We start from the raw sequence: 16,446 nt of genomic DNA, 5'->3' as shown, positions 1-16,446 counted from the left end.
TTAGGCTCACTCGGGGAGGCTGGGTGCCGGTTTCACCGGCAGCGTGAAGACGAAGGCGGCGCCATGCGGCGCGCGGTTCAGCGCCTCGATTCTGCCACCGTGCGCGCTGACGATGGCGCGGCAGATCGCCAGCCCCAGCCCGACACCCGGGGTGGCTGACTCCGCCTCGCCACGGGCGAACTTGTCGAACACCCGGCTCGTCATGCCTGCGGGCAGCCCCGGGCCATCGTCGGCCACGGTCACCGCCAGCCATGCCCCCTGCGCCCGTGCCGACACGGTGACGGTGCTGCCGGGCGGCGTGTACTTGGCCGCGTTCTCCAGCAGGTTCACCAGCACCCGCTCGATCAACACCGCGTCGAACTGCAGGATGGGCAGGTCGGCGGGCACGTCGGTCACCACAGCGTGCCGCGCCAGCACACTGGCGCTCAGCCGCAGCGCGGCGCCGATCACCTCGTCCACGGGCTGCCACTCCAGCGAGAGCCGCACGCCGGCCTCCAGTCGCGCCATCTCCAGCAGATTGGTTACCAGCCGGCCCAGCCGTTCGCTCTCGTCGCGGATGCTGCTGGCGATCTCGCGCTGGCGTTCGGGTGGCAGTTCGCGCTCGACCAGCAGCGAGGCCAGCCCGGTGAGCGAAGTCAACGGCGTACGCAGATCGTGCGATACGCTGGCGAGCACGCTATTGCGCAAACGCTCGCCTTCCATCGCCACGATGGCGTCCTGCGCCACCTCGACGTAGTGCACGCGCTCGATCGCCAGCGCGATCTGCGCGGCAAAGGTATCGAGCAGCCGGCGCTGCTCGGGCTGCGCCAGCACGGGCGCATCGGCTGCCAGCGCCAGTACGCCGCGCGTGCGCATCGGCGCCTTCAGCGGCAGGTAGAGCGCGTCGCTCGCCGGCAGCGTGCGGGTGCCGCGCCCGGCCGGCTCGCCACGCTGATACACCCACTGCGCCACGCCGGCATCGACCGGCAACGTGCTGCCGGCAGCACGCACCCGCTCGTCGCTGTCCGGCAGCAACAGGCCGGCGCGGGCGGCGAACACCGCTTCCAGGTTGCGCGTGGCGATCTCGACGATCTGCTCGGTGGTGAGCGCGGCACCGAGCTCCCGCGTCAGCTCGAACAGCGCACGGGTGCGCCGCTCGCGTTGCGTCGCCGCCTGCGCCTCGAAACGCAGCCGCGCCGCCAGCTGGCCGATCACCAGCGCCACCACCAGCATCACCGCGAAGGTCAGCAGGTATTGCGTGTCGGATACGGTGAACGACAGCGTGGGCGGCACCAGGAAGAAATCGAAGCAGGCCACCGCCAGCACCGACGCCACCGCACCGGGCAGGCGGCCGTAGCGGATGGCGACAAACACCACGGCCAACAGGTAGAGCATCACCACGTTGGCGAGGTCGAACACTTGGCTCAGCGCCGCGGCCAGCGCGGTCGTTGCCACGCAGGCCAGCACCGCCGCCACCACGCCGCGCCGGTTGCGTGCGGTGGCCTCGGCGTCGGCGTAGTAGCGCAGGCGCCCGTCGTCTTCCGGCTCCTCATCCGTCGTGGTGGCCACCACGTACACATCGCCGTCGCGGGCCTGCTCGGCCAGGCGCTCGGACAATGCCGCTGGCTGCCACCAGGCACGGCGCCGGGTCTTGCCAACCACCAGCTTCGACACATTGCGGCTGTGCGCGTACGCCAGCAGGGTGGCGACGACATCGCTGCCCGCCAGCATCGCCGTCTCGGCGCCCAGCTCCTGCGCCAGCGCCAACGCGCGCCGTACCTGTTCGAGCTGCTGCGGGCTGGCGCGGCCAGCCGTCTCCACATGCACCGCCAGCCAATCTGCATGCAGGCTGGCCGCCAGCCGCGCCGCACTGCGCAGCAGTCGATCACTGCCTTCGCCGCTGCCGACGCACACCAGCAGCCGTTCACGCGCCTGCCACACCTGGGCGATCGCCTGGTCGGCGCGGTAGGCGCGCATCTGTGCATCGACCCGATCCGCCACGCGGCGCAACGCCAGCTCGCGCAGCGCCAGCAGGTTGCCCTTGCGGAAAAAGTGCTGCGCGGCGCGCTCGGCCTGCGGGCCGAGGTAGACCTTGCCGTCCTGCAGCCGGGCCAGCAGTTCGTCTGGCGGCAAGTCGACCAGCGTGACCTCGGCTGCGGCATCGAACACCCGGTCGGGCACCGTCTCGCGCACCACGATGCCGGTGATCTGGCCAACGATGTCGTTGAGGCTTTCCAGGTGCTGCACATTGAGCGTGGTGTAGACATCGATGCCGGCCGCCAGCAACTCCTCGATATCCTGCCAGCGCTTGGCATGGCGGCTGCCCGGCACGTTGGCGTGTGCGTACTCATCGACCAGCAGCAGGCCGCGACGGGCCGCCAGTGCGGCATCGAGATCGAACTCGGCCAGCTGGCGCCCGCGATATTCCACGGTACTCGGCGGCAGCTGGCGCAGGCCGGCCAGTTGCGCCGCCGTTTCCGCGCGGCCGTGGGTCTCGACCACGCCGACCAGCACATCGACACCCTCTTCCACGCTCGCCTGGGCAGCCGCCAGCATCGCCCAGGTCTTGCCAACACCAGCGCAAGCACCAAAGAAGATCTTCAGACGGCCACGTGCGGCGGCCTCCTCGTCACGGCGCAGCGTTTCCAGCAATTGATCAGGATCGGGGCGAGTGGTGGGCATGGGGTTTCTGAAGTCGGAGCAAATCGATTATCAACCAAGCGCCTGCGGCTCACGCGGTCTTCTGCAGTGCATCAAGCGCCAGGTTCAGCGTCAGCACGTTGACCCGCGCTTCACCGAGCACGCCCAATTGCCGGCCCTCGGTATGCGCAGCAATCAATGCCTGCACCTGCGGCAGCGCAACGCCGCGCAGGCGCGCGATACGCGGCGCCTGGTAGGCGGCGGCCGCCGGGCTGATATGCGGATCGAGCCCGCTGGCCGACGCGGTGACGAGATCGACCGGCACCGGCGCGGTATTGCCGGGATCTGCGGCCCGGAGCGCGGCGACGCGCGCCTTGACCGCACCGTGCAACGCCGGGTTGGACGGCCCGAGGTTGCTGCCGCTGGAGGCGGCGCCGTTGTTGGCCATCGGCCCAGTGGCGGACGGACGCCCCCAGAAATAGCGCGGGTCGGTGAACGACTGGCCGATCAGGCGCGAGCCGACCACGCGGCCGTCCTGCTCGATCAGGCTGCCGTGGGCCTGTTCCTTGAAGCCTACCTCGGCAATGGCGGTGACGGCCAGCGGATAAGCGACGCCAGTGATGACGGTAAGCAGCGCGAAGATCGTCACTGCGGGGCGGATCAGTTTCATCTTGTTTTTCCTTGTAGGCCCCTCCCGTTTGGGGAGGGGCGGATCGTCAAACCAGGCCCAGCGCAACCAGCACCAGGTCGATCAGCTTGATGCCGACAAAGGGCACAGCGAGGCCGCCCAGGCCATAGATCAGCAGGTTGCGGCGCAGCAGCGCGGCAGCGCCGACAGCGCGGTAGCGCACGCCACGCAGCGCCAGCGGGATCAGGAACACGATGATCAGCGCGTTGAAGATCACTGCGGAGAGGATGGCGCTCTGCGGGCTGGCTAGCCCCATCACGTTGAGCGCGGCCAGTTGCGGATAGGTGGCGACGAAGGCGGCCGGGATGATGGCAAAGTACTTGGCCACGTCGTTGGCCACGCTGAAGGTGGTCAGCGCGCCACGCGTCATCAACAGCTGTTTGCCGATCTCGACGATCTCGATCAGCTTGGTCGGATTGCTGTCGAGATCGACCATGTTGCCGGCCTCCTTGGCGGCCTGGGTGCCGGTGTTCATCGCCACCGCCACATCGGCTTGCGCCAGCGCCGGCGCATCGTTGGTGCCATCGCCCGTCATCGCCACCAGCCGGCCGCCGGCCTGCGTATCGCGGATCAACTTGAGCTTGGCCTCGGGTGTGGCTTCGGCAAGGAAATCGTCGACGCCGGCCTCGGCGGCGATGGCTGCGGCAGTGAGCCGGTTGTCACCAGTGATCATCACCGTCTTGATGCCCATGGCGCGCAGCTCGGCGAAACGCGCCTTGATGCCGCCCTTGACGATGTCCTTGAGCTCGACCACGCCGAGCACGCGGTTGCCGTCGGCCACCACCAGCGGCGTCGCGCCGCGCCGCGCCACCTCCTCGACTGCGCGGGATGCATCGGCCGGAAAGTGCCCGCCGAGCGCCTCGACATGGCTGCGGATCGCCTCCGCCGCGCCTTTGCGGATCACCTGGCCGTCGCAGTCGACGCCGCTCATGCGCGTCTGCGCCGTGAATGGCACGAAGCCGACCTCATGGCTGGCGAGCTCGCGCTCGCGCAGCTTGAACTGCTGCTTGGCCAGCACCACGATGCTGCGGCCTTCCGGCGTCTCGTCGGCGAGCGAGGCGAACTGTGCTGCGTCGGCCAGTTCGGACACCTTGACCCCAGGCGCCGGGATGAAGGCCGTGGCTTGGCGATTGCCCAGCGTGATGGTGCCGGTCTTGTCGAGCAGCAACACGTCCACGTCGCCCGCCGCCTCGACCGCGCGGCCAGAGGTGGCGATCACGTTCACCTGCATCAGCCGGCTCATGCCGGCCACACCGATGGCGGACAACAGGCCGCCGATGGTGGTCGGGATCAGGCACACCAGGAGCGCCACCAGCGCCGTCACCGTGATGGCCGAGCCGGCCCCCGATGCCGACACCGCAAACAGCGAGAACGGCAGCAGCGTGACGACCACCAGCAGGAACACGATGGTCAGCGCCACCAAGAGGATGGTCAGCGCGATCTCGTTGGGCGTCTTCTGCCGCTTGGCGCCCTCGACCATGGCGATCATGCGATCGAGAAAGGCCTCGCCAGGATGGGTGCTGATGCGCACCACGATCCAGTCCGACAGCACGCGGGTGCCGCCAGTCACCGCCGAGAAATCGCCGCCCGATTCGCGGATCACCGGCGCCGATTCACCGGTGATGGCCGATTCATCGACCGAGGCCACGCCCTCGATCGCCTCGCCGTCACCGGGGATCACGTCCCCCGCCTGCACCAGCACCACATCGCCCTTCACCAGCTCGGTACTGTCGGCCAGCTGGTAACCGGCGTCGTGCGTGGGTGCCGACAGTTTCTTGGCGAGCACGCTCTTCTTGGCGGCGCGCAGGCTCGCCGCTTGCGCCTTGCTGCGCCCTTCGGCCAGCGCCTCGGCGAAGTTGGCAAATAGCACGGTGAACCACAGCCACAAAGCCACGGCGAGGATGAAGCCCGCCGGCGCCTCGGCGGCGCCCAGCAGCGCCGCGATCCACAGCCCGGTGACGAGCATGCTGCCGACGTAGACGACGAACATCACCGGGTTGCGCCACTGCGCCTGCGGCGCCAGTTTCTTGATGCTGTCGACAAGGGCCGGTTTGACCAGCGCCGGATCGAGCAGCGACAGCTGCTTGCTCACTTGATTCGCTCCAGGCGCGCGCTGCGCGCCAACGGATGAAGGGGGAATGGCATCGCGATGCATGGCTTACCTCCACAGCGCGAAATGTTCGGCAATCGGCCCCAAGGCCAGCGCCGGCACGTAGGTCAGCGCGCCAACCAGCAGCACCGAGCCGATCAGCAGCACCACAAACAGCGGGCCATGCGTGGGCAGCGTGCCGGGGGTGACCGCGAGGCGCGGCTTGGCGGCGAGTGAACCGGCCAGTGCCAGCACGGCCACGATCACGGCAAAGCGGCCGAACCACATCGCCAGGCCCAGCATCACGTTGTAGAACGGGGTGTTGGCACCGAGGCCCGCGAAGGCCGAGCCGTTGTTGTTGGCCGCGCTGGAGAACGCGTACAGCACCTCGGAGAAACCATGGCCTCCCGGGTTGTAGATACCTGCGAGGCCGGCTTTCGTCATCACCGCAATCGCGGTCCCCGCCAGTACCAGCACGGGCGTCGCAAGGATGACGATGGCCACCATCTTCATGTCGAAGGCTTCGATCTTCTTGCCCAGGTATTCGGGCGTGCGGCCGATCATCAGCCCGGCAATGAACACCGCCAGCACCGCGAACACCAGCATGCCGTAGAGGCCAGAACCGACGCCGCCGAAAACCACTTCGCCCAGCTGCATCAGCCACAGCGGTACCAAGCCCCCCAGCGGGGTGAAGGAATCGTGCATGGCATTGACCGCACCGCACGACGCCGCTGTGGTGACAGTGGCAAACAGGCCCGAGGCGACGATGCCGTAGCGCGTTTCCTTGCCTTCCATATTGCCGCCGGCCTGCAGAGCACTCGCCTGCTGATCGACGCCGAGTGCATGCCACGCCGGATTGCCCTGCTGCTCGGCCCAGATCGCGAACAGCGCGAACGCAACGAACAGCAGCGTCATCGCGCCCAGCACCGCCCAGCCTTGCCGCAGATCGCCTACTTCGCGGCCGAAGGCGAAGCACAGCGCGGCAGGGATCAGGAAAATCGCCAGCATCTGGATCAGGTTGGACAGCGGCGTCGGATTCTCGAACGGATGCGCGGAGTTGGCGTTGAAGAAGCCGCCGCCATTGGTGCCCAGCATCTTGATCGCCTCTTGCGACGCAACCGGGCCCATGGCGAGCTGCTGCTCGTGCTTCTTCACCACTTCCTGCTGCGGCACGCCTGTGGCATCGAGCACCGGATTGCCTTCGGCGTCGAGCTTGGGTTGGCTGTACTCGATCACATCGACGGAGTGCGCGGTGCGATAGCCATCGAAGTTCTGGATCACCCCCTGGCCCATCAGCAACACGGCGATCTGCGTAGCCAGCGGCAACAGCACGTAGAGCGTGCTGCGGGTGAGATCGACCCAGAAATTGCCGAGCCGGCCTGCGCCGTGGCGGGCAAAGCCGCGGATCAGCGCAAACACCACGGCGATGCCGGTGGCGGCCGAGACGAAGTTCTGCACCACCAGCGCCAGCATCTGCGTGAGGTAGCTCATCGTCGCCTCGCCCACATAGCCTTGCCAGTTGGTATTGGCGACGAAGGAGATCGCGGTATTGAACGCTGAATCGGGCGATACCGCCCCGAAGCCCTGTGGATTGAGCGGCAGCCCACCCTGCAGCCGTTGCAAGGCATAGACGAACAACACACCGACGAGGCTGAACAGCAGCACCGCCTTCGCATAGTCTTGCCAGCCCATTTCCTCGTCAGCCTTGATGCCGGCCAGGCGGTAGAACGCGCGCTCGATCCCGCCCAAGGGGCCGGTGACGACGCGCGAGGTGCCGGCCATCACGGCGGCGAGATAACGCCCCAGTGGCCAGGCCAGCACCAGCAACAGCCCGAGAAAAAGCCCGAGCTGGATCAACGCTTGTGTGCCCATGTCAGAACTCCTCGGCGCGCAGCAGCGCGTAGCCCAGGTAGACGAACAGCAGCACGGCAGTGATGCCCCCCACCAGATAGATCCAGCTCATCGCCCACCTCCCAGCCGGCCGCAGCCGGCCACCAGCAGCGCCGTGGCCACCCAGCAGGCCAGGCCCAGCGCGAGATACAGCCCATCCATGTCGTTCTCCCTTGCAGTTCACCGGCCAGTAGCCGGGGTCTGAATGGTGGTCGACGGGATATAAAAACGGGGTAAAGGCCGCGAAGCGAGGTGTAAACGGGATATAAAAAAGCCCGCGTCAAAACGCGGGCCAAGATGGATCGGCAAGCGGTCAGGAATGAGCCGCAGCAAGCGCTGCCGGCTGCTGGATATCGACTACAGACGATCGGCCATCCACAGGCCAGAGCGACCGCCTTTCTGCGGCACGCCAATGACGCAGGATGAACCAGCCCCAGCCCGCAACAGCGATGGTGCCGAATGGCTGCAGCAGCCAGGCTTGTTGGTACAACTGCTCGACAGTGGCACGCGTCGAAGAACCATCGTTGAACAACCGCCCAACCACCAGTACCAGGGCGTTGTTGGTTGCGTGCGCCAAGATGGGCACCCACAGGTTCTGGGCATGCAAGGTCAGCAAGGCCATCGCTACGCCAAGGCAGGTGATCCACAAAAAATTCTGCGCATGCAGCAGGCCAAACAAGAACGAGGAGAACAGCACGGCACGGCGTAAACCCCAGCGCGTACTCCAGCGACGCAGCAGATATCCGCGAAAGAACAACTCCTCGCAAACCGGGGCAACCACGACCAGCAGCAGCACCGAGAGGCCGACTGCCAACGCGCTCGGTTGGCTAGCTTTCCAATATTGATTGAGCAGATAGCGCTCGACCCAGTCCGGCCACCAGCTGGCCAATAGCATGGCCGCAATTGTGCTCATTGCAATGGAGGTGGACAGCGTCACCAGCCCGGCCAACGCATACCGGCCATCGTGCGGCCACCCGCGCCACCGCCCCATCAGCTCGCCCCACGGCACGGCGGCACGACGCTTGGCATAACAGAGATAGCCTAATGGCAATGCATACAGCCCAATCAAGGCCAGAACAAAACCGATCAAATCCCGGCCCCATGCCGGAGCGATACGCAACCCATCAGCTGCAGCGGGCAGGAACGGCATCATCACGATGCCTCCAAGCAGATACCACAGCATCAGCCACCGAAGTCGCAAGCTGGCAAAGGCAGGAAAAGCGGAACTCATGATCGATAGCAGGCAAAAAGGCGCAGCCTAAGGCAACCACTCATTGCTTTCAATTGTTTTCCGATTTCAAACAAATACAGAAAGAATAAGTACTACCTGCTCAGCAAGGCCAGCCTTTGCGCCACGATGAGACAGCGCTACACCGACGCTCAGGTCATGCTGCTTGCGTGCCGCAACACTGCCGCGCCTCCAGCGCCTCGATCAGCTTGCAGTGCTCGGCGTTGTCGCTGCTGCATTCATTGAGCCGGCTCAGCGCGGCCTGCAGTGCCTGCAGGTCGGCGATCCGTGCAGCCACCTCGGCCAGGTGCTGCCGGACCAGATCATCGGCCTGCCCGCAGGGTTGCTCGCGATGGTCGGCCAGCTGCAGCAGCGTCCTGATTTCCTCGATCGAGAAACCCAGTTCCCGCCCCCGGCGCACAAAGCGCAGGCGTTGTACGGCGGCCGCGTCGTAGTGGCGATAGCCGGAGGCCGTACGCGCAGGCGGGGCCAGCAGGCCGATGCGTTCGTAATAACGGATGGTTTCCGGCTGCACGCCGGCGGCCTTGCCCAATCGGCCGATCGAGATCGCGGATGCCATCGCTTGACCTTGTAGTCGCTACAGGCTTCAGCATACCCGCATCCCTTCCCGGAGCCGACCATGAGCGCCCACTGCTGCAACCATCAGACCGCCCTCCGCCCCGACTCGCCCGATCCGCGCTACCGCCGCGCACTGTGGCTGGCGCTGTGGATCAACGCCGCGATGTTCGTGATCGAGGTCGGCAGCGGGTTCAAGGCCGGCTCGGTATCGCTGCTGGCCGATGCACTCGATTTCCTTGGTGATGCCGCCAACTACGGTATCAGCCTGTGGGTGCTGCCGCTGGGGCTCGCCATCCGCGCCAAGGCATCGCTGCTGAAGGCGGGCTCGATGGCGGTATTCGGCGTGGCCGTGCTCGGCAGCGCAATCTGGCATGCAGCGGCCGGCGAAGTGCCGAGCGCGCCGGTGATGGGTGCAGTCGGCACGCTGGCGCTGGCCGCCAACCTGGGCGTGGCGCTGCTGCTCTACGCTCACCGCAATGGCGACAGCAATATGCGCAGCGTGTGGCTGTGTACCCGCAACGATGCGCTCGGCAATCTTGCGGTGCTGCTGGCGGCGCTCGGTGTATTCGGCACCGGCACGGCGTGGCCGGATCTCGCGGTGGCCGGGATCATGGCGCTGCTGGCGTTGTCGGCGGCATTCCAGGTGCTGCGGCAGGCACGGCGGGAGCTCGTTTCAAGTCGCCAGGGCGATCCGGCCTGAACCGGCTCGCCGCGCCTCCCGGCTGTCATCCATGACAGGTACAATCGCCGTTTTGACCGTGCGCCAGAGGAAGCCGACCATGCCCGTGAACCTGCCCGAACTCGATCCCAGCCAGCTCCACCCCGTTGCCGGTGTGGAACTCGGCATCGCCTCCGCCGGCGTGAAGACGCCCGGCCGCCGCGATGTTCTGGTGATGCGATTGAGCGAGGGCACGCAAGTGGCAGGCGTGTTCACCCTGAACAAGTTCTGCGCCGCGCCGGTGCGCGTGTGCCGCGAGATCCTGCCCGCCGGCCACCCGGTGCGTGCTTTGGTGGTGAATACCGGCAACGCCAACGCCGGCACCGGCCTCGATGGCCTCGCCCGCGCCAGGAAAGTGAGTGCGGCGCTCGCCAGCGAGTTGGGTGTGGCACCCGAGCAGGTGTTGCCCTTCTCTACCGGCGTGATCCTGGAGCCGCTGCCGGCCGACAAGATTGTCGCCGCGCTGCCGGCGGCCGTGGCCGATCTCAAGCCCGCGCAATGGGCCGAGGCGGCACGCGCCATCATGACCACCGATGTCGCCCCCAAGGCCGCCAGCCGCCAGGTCGTGATCGGCGGCAAGACGGTGACCATCACCGGCATCAGCAAGGGCGCCGGCATGATCCACCCCAACATGGCCACCATGCTGGGCTATGTGGCGACCGATGCCGCGGTGTCGCAGGCCGTGCTGCAGAAGCTGGCGAAATGGACGGCCGATCGCTCGTTCAACTCGATCACCGTCGATGGCGACACCAGCACCAACGACAGCTACATCCTGATCGCGACGGGCGCCGCCGGAAATACCGAGATCACCGATGAAGCAGGCGCCGATTTCGCCGCATTCCGCGAGGCGCTGCTGGACGTAGCGCAGACGCTGGCCAAGGCCATCATCCGCGACGGCGAAGGCGCGACCAAGTTCATGACGGTGCAGGTCGAGGGCGGCAAGCACTGGGACGAGTGCAAGGCCGTCGGCTACGCCATCGCCAAGAGCCCCCTGATCAAGACCGCATTCTTCGCTTCCGACCCCAACCTCGGCCGCATCCTGTGTGCGATCGGCTACTCGGCGGTGGACGATCTCGATGTCGAGCAGCTGGAAGTGTGGCTGGGCGATGTGCTGGTCGCCGAAAAGGGTGGCCGCGCCGCCAGCTACACCGAGGAACAAGGCCAGCGCGTGATGAACCAGGCCGAGATCACCGTCACCGTGAAGCTGGGCCGCGGCAGCGAGGCCGCCACGGTGTGGACCTGCGACTTCAGCTACGACTATGTGAAGATCAACGCGGACTACCGCAGCTAAGCGCCTGTTATGTACTCTCGGGCTGAAGTGCGAATCAGCCGAGCTCCAGCCCCCGGCCAAGCCGGGGGTTCACCAGCCTTTGAAGACGAAGCATCGGCTCTCTCTGGTCCATTTCCCCCGCACGCGCTGCGCACTCAGAAACCCCTGGGCGTCGCCGCCGCGAGGGACTTTGATATGAGAAACGGGCGCCGCGGCGCCCGTTTTGGCATCCACGATGACCCTGCTGCATACCACCCTGTTATTCATTGCCACTGCGGTTGCCGAGATCGTCGGCTGCTACCTGCCGTGGCTCTGGCTGAAGAAGGACGGCTCGTCCTGGCTGCTGCTGCCAGCCGCGCTATCGCTGGCGCTGTTCGCCTGGCTGTTGACGCTGCACCCGGCTGCGGCAGGCCGCACCTACGCCGCGTATGGCGGCGTCTACATCGTCGTGGCGCTCTTCTGGCTGTGGGCAGTGGACGGCATCCGTCCCACGGGCTGGGATCTCATCGGCGGGGCGGTGGCGCTCACCGGCATGGCCATCATCATGCTGGCACCCCGAAGCTAGGCCAGCCGTGAAAACCGCAAATGCGATCAATCCGCCCCGCCTAGCATCGGGGGCGAGGAGCTCAGCATGAAACCCGACACCCTGGCCCGCTACACCGAGCGCATCTGCAAGGTGCTCGACTACCTGTATGCCCACAGCGACAGCGAGCCCGATCTTTATACGCTGGCCGATGTGGCCTGCCTCTCGCCCTATCACTTCCACCGCGTCTATCGCGGGCTGATGGGCGAAACACTGGGGGACACGCTGAAGGACATCCGGCTTCGCAAAGCGGCGGGCGAGCTCGCACGCACCCGCGTGCCACTCACGCGCATCGCGGAGCGCGCCGGTTTCGGCTCCTTGCCGGCTTTCAGCCGGGCTTTCCAGCAGCGCTACGGCGCACCGCCCGGCCGTTACCGGGCGGTGCGTGCGCTGCCCTTTCCCTATGCAGAGGAGCACGACATGTACCCCATCGAGATCACCGAGGAAGCCGGCACCCCACTGATCGGGCTGGCCCACGCGGGGGATTACCACCGCATCGACATCGCCTTCAACAAGCTGTTCCTGCACGCGGGCTCCGCGGGCTGGCTCTCAGGTCAGCAGCGTTGCATCGGTATTTTCTACGACGACCCAAGCCAGGTGCCCGAAGAGAAGTTGCACTCACATGCCACGCTCGGCGTACCGACCACCCCTGCAGCGCTGGCCGCCCCATTCGAAGCATTGGCCATCCTGCCTGGCCGCTGCGCCGTGCTGCGCTACACCGGCCCGTACTCGGACCTGCCCGAAGCCTACGCCTGGTTGTTCGGCCACTGGCTGCCACAAAGCGGTGAGGAAACGCGCGATTTCCCGGTCTACGAGGAATACCTGAACGATCCCAAGACCACGCCACCGGCCGAGCTCGTCACGCTGATCCACCTGCCGCTCGCATAGGAAACGCCGACGTGCGGCGGGCATGAAAAAGGACAAAGGGGCATTACGCCCCTTTGTCCTTACGGATTAGGTCTTATGTTCCGGCAGCTACCGATACGGTTCGGCGATCTCGAGGGCAAGATTCCTCGTATCGTCGTGGTCGAGATTGGCAGGGGTTTTGAAGGCCCGGAACAAGTTCATCAACGCATCGTTGACCGTACTCGCTAAGCCTTCCAGGAAGTCGAATCGCATTGCGATCTCCTCGTTTCGAAGGTTTCACTATCTACGTCGCAGATTTTGCTGACAGGTGTCGCCCCCACCGGAAAACCGGATCGGGCAACTCGTTGCCGGAGTGTCGTCTCCGGCCGCGCGGACAGCCTGTGGGGCTGCCGGCCTGTTAACACAACCGAACGTCCGTCACAGCCACATTGCCGCGACGGCGCAGCCAATTTAGCAGCGGCTAATGCGGCGCGTCAAACGCCACGCATCGTCAATACAAACAAAAACAGCCACTTACGTGGCTGCTCGGGGCTTGCGGTACGGTTGCGCTTACTTGGAAAACGCGCAGAACACGTCACGCAGCATGGCGATCACTTCCAGCGTGCGAGTGTCGCCCACGCGGTAATAGACGCGGTTGGCGTCCTTGCGGGTGCGCAGCACGCCCTTTTCGCGCATCAGCGCCAAATGCTGCGAGATATTGGATTGGGTGGTCCCGACCTGCTCGACGATGTCCTGGACGCTGACCTCGTGCTCACCGAGCACGCACAGGATTTTCAAGCGCAGCGGGTGCGACATCGCCTTCATGGCGCGCGACGCCTGCTGGATGTGCTCGTCGCTCATCAATTCGGTAGGGGGAAGCATCATCCTCTGCACTTTTCGGCGTCCATTAGACGTTCATTTTATTGGATTTGTGACAAGGCAAGCCTATGTCGTTGCGGTAGAATACTACCCATCTTTGGAACCCCACCGCAACGGGCGATCTGCCCGCGACAGCGCCGATTTTGCTTGAGGTACACCCCAGTATGACGCAAGCCACACCCGCAATTAAGCCGGTCCTGTTATTGATACTCGACGGCTACGGCTATCGCGAGGAAAAAGAGGACAACGCGATCGCAGCGGCCAGCAAGCCCAACCTCGATCGCATCCTCGCACAGAATCCGTGGACCACGATCAATGCATCCGAGCATTACGTCGGTTTGCCCGACGGACAGTTCGGCAATTCGGAAGTGGGTCACCTCAACATCGGCGCCGGCCGCGTGCTGCTGCAGGACATCAGCCGCATCGATGTGGATGTCGCAGATGGCAAGATCGGCCAGAACGCAGAATTCGCCAAGGCGATCGAACTTGCCAAGTCCAGCGGCAAGACATTGCACGTGCTGGGCCTGGTTTCCGACGGTGGCGTGCACAGTCATGAGGCGCACATTCACGCGCTGATCAAGGATGCGGCCCGCGCCGGTGTCGCCAATATCCACGTCCACGCCTTCCTTGATGGCCGCGACACCCCGCCGCGCAGTGCCGAGAAGTACCTCGTCAAGCTGGAAGGCGCCTGTCGCGAGACGGGCGTCGCCCGCATCGTCGGCATCGTCGGCCGCTACTGGGTGATGGACCGCGACAAGCGCTGGGAGCGCGTCGAGCCGGCGTACAACCTGATGGTCGACGGCCAGGGCCTGCATCACGCCGAAACCGCGATCGAAGGCCTGAAGGCGGCCTACGCCCGCGACGAGAACGATGAATTCGTCGGCGCCACCAACATCGGCGCACCGGCCCGCATCGAGGATGGCGATGTCGCCATCTTCATGAACTTCCGCGCTGATCGCGCCCGTCAGATCTCGGTGGCACTCACCGACGCGGCCTTCGGCGGCTTTGCCCGCCAGCGCGTAGCGCAGTTCGCCAGCTTCGTCACCGCCACCCGCTATGCCGAGGCCTACCCGTTCCCGGTCGGCTACGACAAGGAAAAGGTCAGCAACAGCTTTGGCGAATACATCGCCGGCCTTGGCATCAAGCAGCTGCGCATCGCCGAAACCGAAAAGTATCCGCATGTGACCTACTTCTTCTCCGGCGGCGAGGAAAAGGAATTCCCAGGCGAAGACCGCGTATTGGTGCCGAGCCCTAAGGTCGCCACCTATGACCTCCAGCCCGAGATGAGCGCCCCCGAAGTCGCCGACAAGATCATCGCGGCAATCGAATCGGGCCTGTACGGCGCCATCATCTGCAATTTCGCCAACGGCGACATGGTCGGCCACACCGGCGTGTTCGACGCCGCAGTGAAGGCGGTCGAAGCGCTCGACACCGCAGTCAGCCGCTGCGTCGACGCAATGACCCGCGCTGGTGGCGAAGTGTTGATCACGGCCGACCACGGCAACTGCGAACTGATGTACGACCACGCCGAACACCAGCCGCACACCCAGCACACCACCGACGTGGTGCCCTTCGTTTATGTCGGCCGCCCGGCCACGCTCGCCGCCCGCGGCAGCGGTGCGCTGCGCGATATCGCGCCGACGCTGCTGGCGATGATGGGCCTGCCACAGCCGGCCGAGATGAGCGGCCGCTCGCTCGTCCAGTTCGCCTGACGCCTTGCGCGCCACAGCGCTCGCCCTGCTCTGTGTCCTGTCCGGTACGGCCTTGGCCGCGCCGGAGCCGGCCACGCGTGCCAATAGCCAGGCCCGTCAGGCCGAGCTGAAGGACCTCCGCGGCAAGATCGATGCGCTGAAGAAGGACCTCGCCGCCAATGAATCGAGCCGCAAGGAAGCGGCCGATGCGTTGAAGGAATCCGAGCGGGCCATTTCCGAGGCCAACCGCGTGCTTGGCACGCTGGCCGAGGAGCGCCAGCTCACCCAGGTGGAACTGGCCCAGCTCGAAGCCGACATCGCCGGTGCGCGCACCAGTATCCGCGCCAGCCAGTCACGGCTCGCCGCGCTGCTGACCGCCCGCTACAAGACGCGCGAGCTGGAAGCCTGGCGGCTGATCCTCGATCAGGAAGACCCGAGCCAGGCCAGCCGAGATCTCAGCTATTACCGCTACCTCGCCCGCGCGCAACAGCAGCTTGCCGCACAGCTCGAGGCCCAACTAACCGAACTCAACCGTCTGGCCGCCGAGATCCGCGACAAGAATGCCGAGCTCAAGGCCATTGCCGCCGCAAAGGCGCGGCAGAAGGCACTGCTGGTGTCCGAACAGGCCGAGAAACAACAGCTCGTGACCAGCCTCAACCGCGAGATCACCCAGCAGCGCACACAGATCCAGAAGCTGGCTGCCGACGAGAAGCGGCTGAGCGATCTGGTGAAGCGGCTCGATGTGATCATCAAGCAGCAGGAAGCACGCCGCGCCCGCGAAGCCGCCAAGCGCCGCGCCGAAGCAGATCGCCGAGTCCGCGCGGAGGCCGAGCGCCGTGTCAAGGCTGCCGAAGCTGCGACCGCCCAGGGCGGCAAACCAACCCAGGGCAGCAAGCCCGCCGCCGAACCGGTACGCACGGTGAACCAGGCCGAGCCCGACCGCAGCCTGAATGGCCGCCAGTTCGCCGCGCTGAAGGGCCGGTTGCGCCTGCCGCTGAAGGGCGAGGTGATTGGCCGCTTTGGTGCCACGCGCGCGGAAGGCACCACCTGGAAAGGCGTGTTCATCCGCGCCGCCAGCGGCCAGCCGGTGAAGGCCGTGGCTGGTGGCGAGGTGGTGTTTGCCGACTGGCTGCGCGGCTTTGGCAACCTCATCATCGTCGACCATGGTGGCGGCTTCCTCAGCCTCTATGCCGCGAACGAAAGCCTGCTCAAACAGGTCGGCGACCAGATCGGCCCGGGCGACACCATTGCTACCAGTGGCAACAGCGGTGGCATGGCGGAATCGGGCGTATACTTTGAGCTCAGAAAAAACGGCCAGCCTATCGACCCGCTAGCCTGGACCGGCTGACACGAGAACACGGAGTTC

Annotated in this window: 15 protein-coding genes; 6 read left to right on the top strand and 9 right to left on the bottom strand. The window is 65.8% G+C overall.

All coding sequences use genetic code 11. The annotated features are described in order from the left end of the window. Positions 1 to 6: 6 nt before the first annotated feature. The 7 genes from FLM21_RS05610 to FLM21_RS05580 form a co-directional block, all read right to left on the bottom strand. Entirely contained in the window at positions 7 to 2,661 is a 2,655-nt protein-coding gene (locus tag FLM21_RS05610) for a DUF4118 domain-containing protein (RefSeq protein WP_148714621.1), read from the bottom strand. Between the two features lie 49 nt (positions 2,662 to 2,710). Next, the gene (gene kdpC, locus FLM21_RS05605; protein WP_148714620.1) at positions 2,711 to 3,289 is read right to left on the bottom strand and encodes a potassium-transporting ATPase subunit KdpC; all 579 of its coding nucleotides are present in this window, start codon (positions 3,287 to 3,289) and stop codon (positions 2,711 to 2,713) included. 46 nt (positions 3,290 to 3,335) lie between these two features. Next, positions 3,336 to 5,399, bottom strand: a complete 2,064-nt coding sequence (gene kdpB, locus FLM21_RS05600; protein WP_444542102.1) for a potassium-transporting ATPase subunit KdpB — start codon at positions 5,397 to 5,399, stop codon at positions 3,336 to 3,338. 66 nt (positions 5,400 to 5,465) lie between these two features. Next, positions 5,466 to 7,268: a potassium-transporting ATPase subunit KdpA gene (gene kdpA / locus FLM21_RS05595; RefSeq protein ID WP_148714618.1), complete on the bottom strand. Its 1,803-nt coding sequence runs from the start codon at positions 7,266 to 7,268 to the stop codon at positions 5,466 to 5,468. A gap of 1 nt (position 7,269) precedes the next feature. After that, the gene (gene kdpF / locus FLM21_RS05590; protein WP_148714617.1) at positions 7,270 to 7,359 is read right to left on the bottom strand and encodes a K(+)-transporting ATPase subunit F; all 90 of its coding nucleotides are present in this window, start codon (positions 7,357 to 7,359) and stop codon (positions 7,270 to 7,272) included. A 240-nt stretch (positions 7,360 to 7,599) separates the two neighbouring features. After that, positions 7,600 to 8,517 carry a CPBP family intramembrane glutamic endopeptidase gene (locus FLM21_RS05585; protein WP_148714616.1) on the bottom strand — a complete coding sequence of 306 codons (918 nt, stop codon included), beginning with the start codon at positions 8,515 to 8,517 and terminating at the stop codon, positions 7,600 to 7,602. A gap of 154 nt (positions 8,518 to 8,671) precedes the next feature. Next, positions 8,672 to 9,094 carry a MerR family transcriptional regulator gene (locus FLM21_RS05580; RefSeq protein WP_148714615.1) on the bottom strand — a complete coding sequence of 141 codons (423 nt, stop codon included), beginning with the start codon at positions 9,092 to 9,094 and terminating at the stop codon, positions 8,672 to 8,674. 60 nt (positions 9,095 to 9,154) lie between these two features. Between FLM21_RS05580 and FLM21_RS05575 the strand changes: the two genes are divergently transcribed. From FLM21_RS05575 to FLM21_RS05560, 4 genes are all read left to right on the top strand, one after another. Further along, positions 9,155 to 9,793, top strand: a complete 639-nt coding sequence (locus tag FLM21_RS05575; RefSeq protein WP_148714614.1) for a cation efflux transmembrane domain-containing protein — start codon at positions 9,155 to 9,157, stop codon at positions 9,791 to 9,793. Positions 9,794 to 9,872: 79 nt separating this feature from the next. After that, positions 9,873 to 11,102 (top strand): bifunctional glutamate N-acetyltransferase/amino-acid acetyltransferase ArgJ, encoded by a 1,230-nt coding sequence (argJ, locus tag FLM21_RS05570; protein ID WP_148714613.1) that lies wholly within the window; start codon positions 9,873 to 9,875, stop codon positions 11,100 to 11,102. Positions 11,103 to 11,316: 214 nt separating this feature from the next. Next, positions 11,317 to 11,646, top strand: coding sequence for a YnfA family protein (locus tag FLM21_RS05565; RefSeq protein WP_148714612.1), 330 nt, complete (start codon positions 11,317 to 11,319; stop codon positions 11,644 to 11,646). A gap of 66 nt (positions 11,647 to 11,712) precedes the next feature. Beyond that, positions 11,713 to 12,552 carry an AraC family transcriptional regulator gene (locus FLM21_RS05560; protein WP_148714611.1) on the top strand — a complete coding sequence of 280 codons (840 nt, stop codon included), beginning with the start codon at positions 11,713 to 11,715 and terminating at the stop codon, positions 12,550 to 12,552. Positions 12,553 to 12,639: 87 nt separating this feature from the next. Here FLM21_RS05560 and FLM21_RS20765 read toward each other — a convergent pair whose 3' ends face one another. Beyond that, positions 12,640 to 12,783 (bottom strand): hypothetical protein, encoded by a 144-nt coding sequence (locus FLM21_RS20765; protein ID WP_187360102.1) that lies wholly within the window; start codon positions 12,781 to 12,783, stop codon positions 12,640 to 12,642. Between the two features lie 297 nt (positions 12,784 to 13,080). After that, positions 13,081 to 13,395, bottom strand: coding sequence for an ArsR/SmtB family transcription factor (locus FLM21_RS05555; RefSeq protein WP_246120830.1), 315 nt, complete (start codon positions 13,393 to 13,395; stop codon positions 13,081 to 13,083). A 158-nt stretch (positions 13,396 to 13,553) separates the two neighbouring features. Between FLM21_RS05555 and gpmI the strand changes: the two genes are divergently transcribed. After that, entirely contained in the window at positions 13,554 to 15,101 is a 1,548-nt protein-coding gene (gene gpmI, locus FLM21_RS05550; RefSeq protein ID WP_148714610.1) for a 2,3-bisphosphoglycerate-independent phosphoglycerate mutase, read from the top strand. Between the two features lie 4 nt (positions 15,102 to 15,105). Further along, positions 15,106 to 16,428, top strand: coding sequence for a murein hydrolase activator EnvC family protein (locus FLM21_RS05545; protein WP_148714609.1), 1,323 nt, complete (start codon positions 15,106 to 15,108; stop codon positions 16,426 to 16,428). The last annotated feature ends 18 nt before the right edge of the window (positions 16,429 to 16,446 follow it).

It is taken from the genome of Chitinolyticbacter meiyuanensis (assembly GCF_008033135.1).
Classification (GTDB): domain Bacteria; phylum Pseudomonadota; class Gammaproteobacteria; order Burkholderiales; family Chitinibacteraceae; genus Chitinolyticbacter; species Chitinolyticbacter meiyuanensis.
Note: the sequence above shows the minus strand (reverse complement) of the source record. Positions and strands in the feature narration are given on the sequence as shown.

Coding starts and splice junctions, on each gene's coding strand:
- gpmI (WP_148714610.1), top strand. CDS start 13,554: ATGACGCAAGCCACACCCGCAATTAAGCCGGTCCTGTTATTGATACTC.
- kdpA (WP_148714618.1), bottom strand. CDS start 7,268: ATGGGCACACAAGCGTTGATCCAGCTCGGGCTTTTTCTCGGGCTGTTG.
- FLM21_RS05555 (WP_246120830.1), bottom strand. CDS start 13,395: ATGATGCTTCCCCCTACCGAATTGATGAGCGACGAGCACATCCAGCAG.
- FLM21_RS05575 (WP_148714614.1), top strand. CDS start 9,155: ATGAGCGCCCACTGCTGCAACCATCAGACCGCCCTCCGCCCCGACTCG.
- FLM21_RS05560 (WP_148714611.1), top strand. CDS start 11,713: ATGAAACCCGACACCCTGGCCCGCTACACCGAGCGCATCTGCAAGGTG.
- kdpC (WP_148714620.1), bottom strand. CDS start 3,289: ATGAAACTGATCCGCCCCGCAGTGACGATCTTCGCGCTGCTTACCGTC.
- kdpF (WP_148714617.1), bottom strand. CDS start 7,359: ATGAGCTGGATCTATCTGGTGGGGGGCATCACTGCCGTGCTGCTGTTC.
- FLM21_RS20765 (WP_187360102.1), bottom strand. CDS start 12,783: ATGCGATTCGACTTCCTGGAAGGCTTAGCGAGTACGGTCAACGATGCG.
- FLM21_RS05610 (WP_148714621.1), bottom strand. CDS start 2,661: ATGCCCACCACTCGCCCCGATCCTGATCAATTGCTGGAAACGCTGCGC.
- argJ (WP_148714613.1), top strand. CDS start 9,873: ATGCCCGTGAACCTGCCCGAACTCGATCCCAGCCAGCTCCACCCCGTT.
- FLM21_RS05580 (WP_148714615.1), bottom strand. CDS start 9,094: ATGGCATCCGCGATCTCGATCGGCCGATTGGGCAAGGCCGCCGGCGTG.
- FLM21_RS05565 (WP_148714612.1), top strand. CDS start 11,317: ATGACCCTGCTGCATACCACCCTGTTATTCATTGCCACTGCGGTTGCC.
- FLM21_RS05585 (WP_148714616.1), bottom strand. CDS start 8,517: ATGAGTTCCGCTTTTCCTGCCTTTGCCAGCTTGCGACTTCGGTGGCTG.